Genomic DNA, 12,276 nt, shown 5'->3' with positions numbered 1-12,276 from the left:
TAGATTATTAACCCAATTCAGCCAAGATTTTATCTAAAATTGGACTTGATTGTTGCCACTTCGGTTGTTTGTCTTTGTCCACAATGAGCGCACGCACGCCTTCGACAATATCACCATGCTCAAACCATACATCCTGTAAGTCACGCTCAATTTGCATACATTGTGGTAATGACAAACCACGTCCAATATGTTGCAGTTTTAAACTCGCCTGTTTTGCTGTTAAAGAGCGTTGTTGTAAAGTATTCAGCGTTTTACTTGCCCATTCTTGATTCTGTTCATCTTGTTCATTTGCAAGACTATTTTCAATTTCTTCTAAACTTTCAAAACCGAAATGTTTACGAATAGTTTCAGAAATCAAGCTGAGTTGACTCTGTTCAGGACGAGTGATAAATTGAGCAATAAGCTGTTGAATGTCTTCTTTATTCAACGTTTTCGCTTGGCTCAATGCCATTTGCAAGTTAGCCAATTTTTCACTCGGCACATGATAATCAATCAAATCTAAATGCAGTGCATCACTACTACTGATCTGATCGCCTGTGATCGCCATATACACCCCGATGTCATCTAATCGTGATAGGAAATGTGTTGCAGCAACATCAGGGAAAAAACCAATCGCAGTTTCAGGCATCGCAAAACGTGACTTTTCACTGCTCACAATGATATGACATGCTTGTGCTAAACCAAAACCACCACCCAATACATAACCATCTAAAAACACTATGATAGGTTTAGGATAAGCACGAATGGCATTCAGCATGTCATACTCAGACTGAAAATATGCTTTATAGTCTTCATTACCATTTTTATAACTATCATAGAGATAGCGAATATCACCACCTGCACAGAATGCTTTAGGGCTATTCGATTTGATCAAAACTGCTTGAATCTCATCTTTATTTTGCCAATTTTCGAGTTGTAGTTGGATGCCATGAATCATGTCTAAAGACAGCGCATTTAAACTCGCTACCCGATCTAAACTGATGATGCCCAACGCACCTTGTTGCTCGATTTGCAAGTCATTTTGCGGCGTATTTTGAAGGGTGTTTTCTGTACTCATCATCGCATCCTTATTGATTTTTAAAGTGGGCTGGACGTTTTTCTACAAAAGCTTGCATCCCTTCTTTTTGATCCAACGTTGCAAAAATCGAGTGGAACGTACGACGTTCAAAACGTAAACCTTCAGCCAAACTCACTTCAAAGGCACGATTAATCGATTCTTTAATCATCATGGTCGCAGTCAATGATCTTTCAGCAATTTTTTCAGCTGCTTGTATCGTGTGTGCAAGTAATTCTTCTTTATTAAACACTTGTGCAACTAAACCACATTGTTCCGCTTCTGCTGCACCCATTTGACGCGCGGTTAAACACATTTCCATCGCTTTGGCTTTACCAATCGCAAGCGTTAAACGTTGTGTACCCCCAATCCCTGGAATCACGCCCAAAGTGACTTCAGGCAAACCAAATTTGGCATTATCTGCACAGTAAATAAAATCACACATCAACGCCAACTCGCACCCACCACCCAGTGCGTACCCACTGACCGCAGCAATTAACGGTTTACGGCGCTGTGCAATACGATCTGCCAAGTTGAAAAAATCATCAAAATAGATATTTGGGAAGGTTAAACTCGCCATTTCTTTAATGTCTGCACCCGCAGCAAAAGCTTTTTCTGAACCTGCAAGCACCATGCAGCCAATGCTTTGATCTTTTTCTAAATCATCCAGTGCTGCATTGACCTCACTAATCAATTGTGAATTTAAAGCATTGAGAGCTTTAGGTCGGTTAAGTGTAATAAGACCTACACCATTTTTCTTTTCTAATAAAATCGTTTCAAATTGCATTTTTTAAATTCCTAATCTAAATAGCTGTTTTTCAGTCCATTTACAAACTACGAGCAATGACTAACCGTTGAATATCGCTTGTCCCTTCATAAATCTGACAAATCCGAGCATCACGATAAATACGTTCGATTGGAAAATCTTTCAAATAACCATAGCCACCATGGATTTGTAGTGCTGCTGAGCAAACACGCTCAACCATTTCCGAAGAAAATAATTTCGCCATTGAGGCTTCATTTAAACATGGTCGACCCGCTTCTTTTAAACGTGCTGCATGATGCACAAGTTGACGTGCTGCTTCGATTTCCGTTGCCATACTGGCTAAACGAAATGCCACAGCTTGATGTTCAAAAATTGGCTTACCAAAAGTAATACGTTCTTTGGCATATTTGGTTGCTTCTTCAAGCGCCGCTCGTGCTAAACCCACCGCTTGTGCGGCGATACCGATACGACCACCTTCAAGATTGGCTAGTGCAATTTTTAAGCCTTCACCTTCTTTGCCGAGCATTAAACTTTCATGTACACGCACATCAGTCAGTGCAATCTGACAAGTATCAGAGGCATGTAAGCCTAATTTCTCTTCGGTGCGAATAACCTCATAACCTTGTGTCTGGCGTGGCACAATAAATGCGCTGATGCCTTTTTTCCCTGCACTTGGATCAGTCACAGCGAAAACAATAATTACACCTGCATTATGTCCCGACGTAATAAACTGCTTTGCGCCATTAATTACCCAGTGATCACCATCTTTAACAGCGCGGGTTTTTATTGCTGCGGCATCCGAACCTGTGTGTGGTTCCGTCAATGCAAATGCACCAATCATTTCACCTTGTGCCAAAGGTTTTAAATATTTCTCTTTTTGCTCATCTGTACCAAACTTCGCAATCGGCACACAACCCACCGAATTATGTACACTCATAATGGTTGAAGTTGCACCATCTGCGGCTGCAATTTCCTCAAGTGCTAAGACGTATGCAAGATTGCCTGTATCAGAACCACCCCATTGATCCGAGATCAACATACCTAAAAAACCCAATTGTCCCATTTGTGACAATGCATCTTTGGGGAATATTCCATGTTGATCCCATGCAGCTGCATTTGGCTTAATTTGTTCTTGTGCGAAACTTCTCGCCATATCCTGAATTAACAATTGTTCTTCGGTAAATTGCATCTCGTTTTCCCTTACATAATTTTTGCTTTCACCGAGTATTTAACACATTGTTTTCAATGATGAATACTCGATGAAAGTCTGATACTGCTTTACTTTTGCTTGATCATGGTGAAATAAAACTTAACTGGCTTTATTTTCCGCCTGTTTTGCAATTTCTTGATTTCTCAATAAGAAGCGTTGAATCTTGCCACTTGGGGTTTTTGGTAGCTCTGTGACAAATTCGACTTGGCGTGGATAAGCATGTGCCGAAAGACGTTTTTTAACAAATTGTCCCAATTGCTCCGCAAGTTCATTCGATGCTGTCGCACCTTCAGCCAAAATCACAAAAGCTTTGACGATTTCAGTACGCTCAGGATCAGGCACACCCACCACAGCCGCTTCAATCACAGCATCATGTTCAAGTAATGCACTTTCCACATCAAATGGTCCAATGCGATAGCCTGACGTTGTAATGACATCATCACTACGCCCAACAAAGCTCATGCTGCCATCAGCATGTAATTCTGCAGTATCACCTGTTAAATAATAGTGCTTTAAAAATGGTGACTTACGACTTTCTTTATAACCGCCAAACCACATCATTGGTGACTGTTCAATATCAACCGCTAAAATCCCAGGGGTATCTGCAGGTAATTCATTGCCTTCATCATCTACAACAGCAACACGATAGCCTGGGCTAGCAAAACCTGCTGACCCTGCTTTAACATCATGACTTAAACCATGATGATTACACACCACCATACCCACTTCAGTTTGCCCATAGTGGTCAAAAATCGGAGCATCTAGGACTTGTTTAAACCAACGAAAGACTTCTGGATTGAGAGGTTCACCTGCACTGCTGACAACACGGAATTTTCCTTTCAGCTTCGCCATTTGTGTTTGATCAGCAGCCATCATCATACGATAAGCTGTTGGTGCACCAGCCAAATTGGTAATTTTATAATCATTTACAATCTGACAAAGACTGTCGATGCTAAAACCGCCTTCATAAAACAAAGTTGCATGACCTAATAACAAGGGACCTGTGATGCCATAGTACAAACCATACGCCCAACCGGGATCAGCAATATTCCAAAAAGAATCATCCTCTTTTAAGCCAATCGCATCACGCATATAGTTACCGTAAGCAATCAATGCTTTTTGAGGAACTTCAAGTGGTTTCGCAGGTCCTGTTGTACCAGACGTAAACATCAACAAAAATGGCGCTTGAATATCTTGCATCACCAATTCACATTGGTCGGATTGCGTATTCACCACATCCCAAAAATTTAAGTCACCTTGCTGTATGCCATTTCCTTCTCGATCAGCTACAGTCACAATCTGAGGGCAATCAGCAACTTCATCAAGCTTGCTACGATTTCCAACATCGGAAATCACCAATTTACTTTTTGCCAATTGCACACGATGCTCAATCGCTTTCGGTCCAAATGCTGTAAATAAAGGTTGATATACCGCGCCAATGCGCCAAGCACCTAAAATAACGACCAAAAGTTCTACTGTTCTAGGCAATAAACCTGAAACACGATCACCTTTTTCAACACCTTGTGATTTGAGGAAATTAGCAAATTGACTTGACCATTTTTTCAATTGGCTAAACGTATATTGCTCTTGTCGCCCATCTTTCCCTTGCCAATACAAAGCGACTTTATTGGCATCTGCTTCTGCATGACGATCACAGCATTCATAACTGGCATTTAGCTGCTCTAAACTGCCTGATAACATTTCTTTTGCAGCATGTTTTAAATCAAATGCTGTTGCTACATCCTGATAGTTCAACATTTTCTAACTCCGTCTAGATTTTTGTTATTCATGACACGAGGAATGTGTATTTGCCATCCATAGGCAATCCAAGAAAGCTAAGCTCTAGTTTTCTTTTGGTAAGTATTGTTGAATAATGCTTGAAAAATCTAACTGTGCATTACCTTGCATGCACAATTGTTGATACATCTGTTGTACCAAGCCACCTAGAAGAATCGGCTGTTTCGCTTGCCCAGCGGCTTCAATCGCTAAACCAATATCTTTCAACATCAATTGTGTGGCAAAACCATCTGTATAACCACGCCCAGCAGGTGCATTGGCAGAAATTCCTGGCCATGGATTACATACATCTGAACTCCAGCAACGACCACTTGAACTATTCACTACACCAGCAAGTGCTTGTGGATCTATACCAAGTTTTGCACCGAGCGCCATACCTTCTGCAACTGCGGCCATTGAAATACCTAATATTAAGTTATTACAAATTTTAGCGATTTGCCCTGCACCCACATCGCCACAATGCACAATGTTTTTGCCCATGTGTTGCAGTACAGTTTTTGCTTGCTCAAATACTGCATCATCACTACCCACCATAAATGTCAATGTGCCTACTTGTGCACCGATCGTGCCACCAGATACAGGAGCATCACAGATTTTAATGCCTTTTTCAGCGCCAACTGCAGCAATGTCTTTGATACTTTGTGGATCAATGGTACTGCTATCAATACATAAGCTACCTGCTTTCAGTACTGACAACACGCCATTTTCACCCAAGTACACATCCTTAACATGCTTAGCAGCCGGCAACATGGTGATCACAATATCTGCATCCTTTGCAGCGGCTTGTGGACTTTCACAGGAAATGCCACCTGCTTCAGTAAAGTGCTGAATCGCGACTTCACTCAGATCGAATCCTGTGATTTTCAAACCTGCTTTAAGTAGGTTTTGCGCCATTTTGCCGCCCATATTACCCAAACCGATAAAAGCAATATTCATCCTTGAACTCCTGTATTTTTATTATCTATTGGTATTAACGAAGGTTAATCGTCGTGTTTACTTCACCCTTTTCTTGGGTATCTTCAAACCAACGGCTGGTAATGGTTTTGGTCTGCGTATAGAACTGAACTGCTTGCTTACCATAAGGACCTAAATCACCAAGTTTTGAACCACGTGAACCAGTGAAGCTAAAGAACGGAACAGGTACAGGAATTGGAATATTAATCCCCACTTGACCGATATCAATCATGTTTTGGAAAGTACGTGCCACTGCACCACTTTGAGTAAATAGACCAACACCATTTCCAAACGGATTAGCATTAATCAGTTCAATCGCTTCATCCAAAGTATCAACATTGATAATAGCAAGCACAGGACCAAAGATTTCTTCTTTGTAAATACGCATATCAGTGTTGACTTTGTTGAAAACGGTTGCGCCAACAAAGTTGCCATTTTCATAACCCACGACTTGTACATCACGACCATCAAGCAACAGTTCAGCACCTTGCTCAACACCGCTATTGATCAAATCCATCACACGCGCTTTAGCACCTGGAGAAATCACAGGACCAATATCGGTATTTGGTTCATGTCCAGCATTTACTTTTAAAGTTTTGGCTTTTTCGACCAGTTCATCGACCCAGTTTTTACTTTCACCGACCATCACAGCAACTGAAAGCGCCATACAACGCTGACCTGCCGCGCCAAATGCTGCACCGACTAAAGCATTTAAAGTTTGATCTTTATTAGCATCTGGCATCACGACCACATGATTTTTAGCACCCATCATCGACTGAACACGTTTACCATGTTGACCTGCGAGGTTATACACATGCGTACCCACTGCTGTAGAACCTACAAATGAAATTGCTTTAATATTTTGATGTGTACATAAGCTATCAACGACTTCTTTACCACCATGTACTACATTTAACACACCTGCTGGAACACCTGCTTTAACTGCGAGTTCAACCAACATCATGGTGGATAATGGATCTTGTTCAGAAGGTTTTAGCACAAAAGTATTGCCGCAAACGATTGCCATTGGGAACATCCAAAGTGGAATCATTGCAGGAAAGTTAAATGGGGTAATCCCTGCACAGACACCAAGCGGTTGTTGTAATGTATATGTATCTACACCACGTGCTACGCCTTCGATATACTCGCCCATTTGCAAAGTACCAATCGAACACGCATGCTCAACCACTTCTAAGCCACGTTGAATATCGCCTTCAGCATCTGCTAAAGTTTTGCCTTGTTCTGCAGTCAGAACTTTTGCAATGTCTTTCATGTTGTCACGAATCAAGTCTTGTAATTTCAACATGATGCGCATACGTGATTGGATTGGGGTTAAACGCCAAGTCTTAAATGCTTCTTGTGCAGCTGCAATCGCCTCATCAACTTCATCCAAAGTTGACATTGGCACACGACCTAGGACTTCTTGCGTTGCAGGATTGACAATATCTTGCCAATTTTGTGTTTTAGACTCTACAAACTGACCGTTAATAAGCAACTTTGCTGTCGTTGACTGAATGTTTGACATGGTGTTCATAACCTCTCCATAGGTTGTATTTTTGTTGTTGCAGATGAAAATATAATAAAACCTAAAGTTGTATTTTCTAAATTCCCATTTCAAATCAGACTAACAAAGAATTTTTTGACGACCAATAGAAATTCATGCACGATTACTGTGCAAATTTGCACAAGGAAGATAAGCTTCATGAAAGTAGACTGGGATCATTTACAATATTTTTTAGTTTTGGCACGTGCCAAGACGTTGACCAATGCAGCCCGTATGATCGGCGTTGAGCACAGTACCGTTTCTCGCAGAATACAAGCCTTAGAGTTGGCTTTAGGTACACCATTATTTAAACGTGAAGCCACAGGTTATGAGCTTACCCTTGAGGGTTTAGCCTTAGTTCCACGTGTTGAGCAAATGGAGCAAGCTTTTTTACAAATAGAAAAACCTCATGAGCCTTTGCAAGGGCGTGTGCGAATTGGCACACCTGAAGGTTTTGGAACCGCATTTTTAGCGAAGCTATTGGCAGAATTGTCCAAACAATATCCTTTACTGACTATTGATTTAATTCCTGTTCCTAAAATGATTAAGTTATCCCATCGTGAAGCAGATATTGTTATTTCAATTGACCGACCAAAATCAGGTCCTTATATCATTACGCGATTAAGTGATTATTGTTTAAAAATTTATGGCAGTAAAAACTATTTAAATAATTCACAACCCATTCATAAACTTGATGATTTAAAATCACATCGCTTTGTTAATTATATTGATGATCTAGTCTATAGCCCCGAACTGTATTGCCTAGAGCGAATCCCTTTGCAGCTGAATGCCAGTTTTAGAAGTAGTAGTATTTTGGCACAGCAAATCGCAGTGTGTGCAGATGCAGGATTGGCAATATTGCCCAAATTTTTAGCCGAAGAAAAACCAGAGCTTGAGCAAGTTTTAAGTGCTGAAGTTCGTTTTGTACATACTTTTTGGATGCTGACTTTGGTGGATTTACAACATGAGCCACGCATCAAATTGGTGTGGGATTTTTTACGTAAACAAGCAGATGAATATCAGTATTTATTGATGGATTAGTGCTTTCAGCGACATTCATACTACAAAAAAAGAATGACTGACCACCAAATATTAAAGACATATATTAATCTTTATCCATGTCAATAAAGGGTAAAAAATTATTGTAGGTTGATAAAGATTATAAATAAAAGGATTTTAAAAGTTAAAGTATTTGAATAGAAATAAACCACCCCCCTAAAAACGATACTCCCCCTAAACTCATCAAATGTTAAAAATGAATTTTATCACGATTTTGATCAACAATATTTAGCCATGCACGAGTCGCTGGACTCATTGCCACGGAAGTATTCCATGCCATCCGCAATGTCCAATGTAAATTTGGTTCAGTCAATAACGCCATATTAAAACGCTCTACATCTAATTGATCACAATAAATTTTAGGCAACAAAGCAAGCCCCATATCAAATTCGACCATTTTTGAAATAAAGTCCCATTGCCCACTTTTACACACAACATGCGGATCAAACCCAACAGAATGAGCAGCATCAATAATCACTTTATTTAGGGTAAATGAATCTTCATACAATAAAAATGATTCATTTTTCAGTTCAATTAAGTCAACATTTATTCTATTTTTCCATCTTGAATGTTTGCTAGACAGTAAATACATGGGGGAATCTAGCACAGGAATGGCAGAAAAATTTGGTCTTAGATTGCCGAGTAAAATGCCGACATCTACCGTTTTTGCAGCAATCGCTTTCTCTACCCCGTTTGCACCAACTTCTAAAAACTTGAGCTCAATCTCAGGATATTGTTGATGGAACAATGCAATCAATGAACTAAACAGCACAGAACCTAAAGGTGGCAAACCAATAGTAAGTTTACCTTTTTTAAGGTATTGGACGTGTTGAATGGTGTCATAAATTTTTTGTTGTTCTTCTAACATGATTAAAGCATGTTGATAAATTAATTCACCTATATAGGTTAAATGTACCTCACGTTTACGTCCTGCTTCACCTTTTTTAAATAATGCAGACTGCAATTCACTTTCTAAATTACTTATGGCTTTACTTATGCTGGGTTGTGTTAAACATAAACGCTCAGCAGCAAGGCTAAAACTTTGATGTTGAACAATAGTCACAAATATTTTTAAACTTTTTAAGTCCATAAATTATACCTATAAAGAATAATAATAATTTAATTATTCATAATTTAGCATAAAAAATCGCAATACAATAATGCCTGTCTTTACTACAAGCTGTACTCCATGTCCCATTTACACATTTTGAGCTGCAAGATGAAGTTCATCGCTAAAATCATTTTACAAATAGGAATATTGTTGGTTTTCCTCGGTATAGGAAGTTTTGTTCAAAAATTATTTAAGTTACCGATTTCAGCTGCCGTTATTGGCTTAATGATTTTATTGTTGTGCTTACTGAGTGGCGTATTTAAATTGCAATGGATTAAAGCAGGTTCTGACTTTATTTTAGCAGAATTGGTACTATTTTTTATTCCTTGTTTCATTGGGTTAATGAAGTATAAAAACCTATTTTTAACAGAGGGTTGGCAGCTATTGATTGCAGTGTTTGTTGGCACCGTCTGTGTGATGGTGTTTACTGCATATAGTGTACATCTTGGTTTTAAATTAGAAAATAAAATTAAACAACTGATCTTAGAACATCGTGAAAAATCTGCGCGGGATCAGGAGCAACACAAATGTCTTTAATTTCAATTTTATGTTTTATAGGAACACTATTCGCTTATGTTTTGGCAAAACAACTCTATCGCAAATTTCCATATTTGATTTTTTCACCTGCGATTTTAGTTTCTGTCGTGATTATGCTTATTTTGCTCACTACTCATATTTCCTATGATACTTATATGAAAGATAGCCAATGGATTGTATGGATGCTTGGACCTGCAACAGTCGCCTTTGCAATTCCAATTTATGAATATCGCAAAGTTATTCAGCAACATATGTTATCTATTTCAATGGGCGTTTGCATTGGGATGTTTGCAGGAATGCTGAGTGCATTTTATTTAGCGAAATTATTTGATTTTGATCAAAGTACCACTTATAGCTTGATGGCTCGTTCTATTTCTACCCCTTTTGCAATGGAGCTGAGTACACATATTGGTGGTTCTGTAGAGCTGGTGATTTTGTTTACCATTATTACAGGATTGATTGGCATGTGTTTTGGCGATGTGATTTTAGCAATCCTTCATTTGAAATCACACTTTGCCATGGGAGCATCTTTAGGGAATGCAGCGCATGGTTTTGGCACCAGTAAAGCTTATATGCGAGATCAACAAGAAGGTGTAATTGCAAGTTTGACCATGGTTTTAGCAGGTATTTTTATGGTGATTTTTGGACCTTATTTGGTACAAATGATTTTATATTTTGCTGTTTAATTGATTCAATGAACTGCCAATCATTCTCTGTATTCGGTGATTGGCATTTTAAAATATTAGATCATAAATTCATAAATCTCTTTGTACAACCAGTTTTCAATATGCATGTTAAGCTTAAAGCATGCTAGACCAAATTTATCACTTTCTAAGAAATTAAAAATAAAAACTCAAAACTACAAAACTAAATAACGTAAGCATTTCCAAAATTTCAATGCTTGCCCCAACAGTATCCCCTGTAATTCCCTCTATTCTTTGAATAAATTTAAGCCGTAAATAAAATAAAGATAAAATAAAAATTAAACTACTGAATATCCCCATCCATGAAAAATATACTGGAATAAGCAAAGCTATCAGAACAGTAAAAATTGCCCATTGTTTTGGAATATATTCAGTTAAAGCCGTTCCTAAACCATTTTTTCGAACATAAGGCGTCGTCAGAAATAAAATCAGAGGAGCAATCCGCCCCAAAACAGGAAATATTACCAAAGCAAACAAGATTTTTTGTTGAAGAAGCACATAAATTGCAGACCATTTAAGCAAACACACCATGATTAAACTTAATACACCAATTGGACCACAACTTGGATCTTTCATGATCGCCAAAGTTCGTTCTTTGTCGCCAAAACCACCTACCCATGCATCAGCGGTATCTGCCAAACCGTCTAAATGTAAGCCACCTGTTAGCCAAATCCAAACAAATAAAATGATGGAAGCCAACAAAATAATGGGTAAATTTTGGAAAATATAAGCGATGAAAAATAGTATAAGCCCAATCAATAACCCAACAACTGGATAAAATAATAAGGATTGTCCATTTTGCTGTGGACTTGGCATACTTTTTAACTGAATTGGAAAGGTTGTTAAAAACTGCAAGGCGATAAGAAATGGTGTCATTTTAAAGTTCTTTGTCGTTAGAATTACTTGATAAATAATTTATTTCTTTGCTATCCGTATCTAACTCAAATGTATGTAATGTACCAAGTTCAGCAGACATTTTTAAAATATCATCTAAGTGTTGTTGTGTAGCTAAGCATTTTAACAGTTTAATCACACCGCCATGTGTGACCAATAAAACACGTCGGCAATGATTGGCTAACATATACTGCTGAATATTTGCAAGCGCTTGAAGAACGCGTTGATTAAATTGCAGCATCGTTTCAGCATGAGGTGGCGTATATTGTGTGGGTGTTTGCCAAAATTGGCTTAGTTGTTCTGGAAAATTATCATAGATCCATTGTGTAGATTGTGCCTCCCAGTCGCCAAAATGCATTTCTCTTAAATTAGGCTCGATAACTAAAGGCTTATCGTATTGTTCACTTAGTTTTTCAGCAAAGTACTGACAACGCTGCAAATCTGAGCTAAAAATTGCTTGCCAAATCATCTGCCCTAAAGATTGATATAAAAATTTCTGAATGGTTGCTTGCATTTGAGCAAGCCCCATTTCAGTGAGAGCATCATCTGTAGAGCCTCTTAAAGTATGGCTCAACCGCGTTTCACCATGCCGAAGTAGATCAAGCTTCAGTTTCATTATATAACTCTAAATTCTAAGCATTTAAATC

Annotated in this window: 12 protein-coding genes; 3 read left to right on the top strand and 9 right to left on the bottom strand. The window is 38.6% G+C overall.

Annotation, left to right across the window (positions count from 1 at the left end; all coding sequences use genetic code 11):
* Positions 1–7: 7 nt before the first annotated feature.
* The 6 genes from DJ533_RS09280 to DJ533_RS09255 all read right to left on the bottom strand — a co-directional run bounded on the left by DJ533_RS09280 (position 8) and on the right by DJ533_RS09255 (position 7,315).
* Positions 8–1,057 (bottom strand): enoyl-CoA hydratase/isomerase family protein, encoded by a 1,050-nt coding sequence (locus DJ533_RS09280; protein ID WP_065992352.1) that lies wholly within the window; start codon positions 1,055–1,057, stop codon positions 8–10.
* Between the two features lie 10 nt (positions 1,058–1,067).
* Positions 1,068–1,841 (bottom strand): enoyl-CoA hydratase, encoded by a 774-nt coding sequence (locus DJ533_RS09275; protein WP_065992350.1) that lies wholly within the window; start codon positions 1,839–1,841, stop codon positions 1,068–1,070.
* A 40-nt stretch (positions 1,842–1,881) separates the two neighbouring features.
* A complete protein-coding gene (locus DJ533_RS09270; protein ID WP_065992349.1) occupies positions 1,882–3,009 on the bottom strand; it encodes an acyl-CoA dehydrogenase family protein in 1,128 nt (375 codons plus the stop codon).
* A 120-nt stretch (positions 3,010–3,129) separates the two neighbouring features.
* A complete protein-coding gene (locus tag DJ533_RS09265; RefSeq protein WP_065992347.1) occupies positions 3,130–4,788 on the bottom strand; it encodes an AMP-binding protein in 1,659 nt (552 codons plus the stop codon).
* An 84-nt stretch (positions 4,789–4,872) separates the two neighbouring features.
* Positions 4,873–5,763: a 3-hydroxyisobutyrate dehydrogenase gene (mmsB, locus tag DJ533_RS09260; protein ID WP_065992340.1), complete on the bottom strand. Its 891-nt coding sequence runs from the start codon at positions 5,761–5,763 to the stop codon at positions 4,873–4,875.
* Between the two features lie 34 nt (positions 5,764–5,797).
* Complete coding sequence (locus tag DJ533_RS09255; RefSeq protein WP_065992338.1) at positions 5,798–7,315, bottom strand: CoA-acylating methylmalonate-semialdehyde dehydrogenase; 1,518 nt, start codon at positions 7,313–7,315, stop codon at positions 5,798–5,800.
* Positions 7,316–7,483: 168 nt separating this feature from the next.
* Between DJ533_RS09255 and DJ533_RS09250 the strand changes: the two genes are divergently transcribed.
* Entirely contained in the window at positions 7,484–8,365 is an 882-nt protein-coding gene (locus tag DJ533_RS09250; RefSeq protein WP_065992337.1) for a LysR family transcriptional regulator, read from the top strand.
* Positions 8,366–8,573: 208 nt separating this feature from the next.
* Here DJ533_RS09250 and DJ533_RS09245 read toward each other — a convergent pair whose 3' ends face one another.
* Positions 8,574–9,473 (bottom strand): LysR family transcriptional regulator, encoded by a 900-nt coding sequence (locus DJ533_RS09245; protein ID WP_065992335.1) that lies wholly within the window; start codon positions 9,471–9,473, stop codon positions 8,574–8,576.
* A 129-nt stretch (positions 9,474–9,602) separates the two neighbouring features.
* Between DJ533_RS09245 and DJ533_RS09240 the strand changes: the two genes are divergently transcribed.
* Positions 9,603–10,031: a CidA/LrgA family protein gene (locus tag DJ533_RS09240; protein WP_228716526.1), complete on the top strand. Its 429-nt coding sequence runs from the start codon at positions 9,603–9,605 to the stop codon at positions 10,029–10,031.
* On the top strand, positions 10,022–10,717 hold the full coding sequence (locus DJ533_RS09235; protein WP_065992329.1) for an LrgB family protein: 696 nt from the start codon (positions 10,022–10,024) through the stop codon (positions 10,715–10,717). Before DJ533_RS09240 ends, DJ533_RS09235 begins: the two co-directional genes overlap by 10 nt.
* A 153-nt stretch (positions 10,718–10,870) precedes the next feature.
* Here the strand turns inward: DJ533_RS09235 and DJ533_RS09230 are convergent, their stop codons facing one another.
* Both DJ533_RS09230 and DJ533_RS09225 read right to left on the bottom strand, forming a co-directional pair.
* Entirely contained in the window at positions 10,871–11,611 is a 741-nt protein-coding gene (locus DJ533_RS09230; protein WP_065992327.1) for an adenosylcobinamide-GDP ribazoletransferase, read from the bottom strand.
* 1 nt (position 11,612) lies between these two features.
* Entirely contained in the window at positions 11,613–12,245 is a 633-nt protein-coding gene (locus DJ533_RS09225) for a histidine phosphatase family protein (RefSeq protein ID WP_065992325.1), read from the bottom strand.
* Positions 12,246–12,276 lie beyond the last annotated feature (31 nt).

The sequence above is a fragment of the Acinetobacter defluvii genome (assembly GCF_001704615.3).
GTDB classification, from domain to species: domain Bacteria; phylum Pseudomonadota; class Gammaproteobacteria; order Pseudomonadales; family Moraxellaceae; genus Acinetobacter; species Acinetobacter defluvii.
The sequence above is the reverse complement of the archived record's forward strand: the minus strand, read 5'-3'. Positions and strand labels throughout refer to the sequence as shown.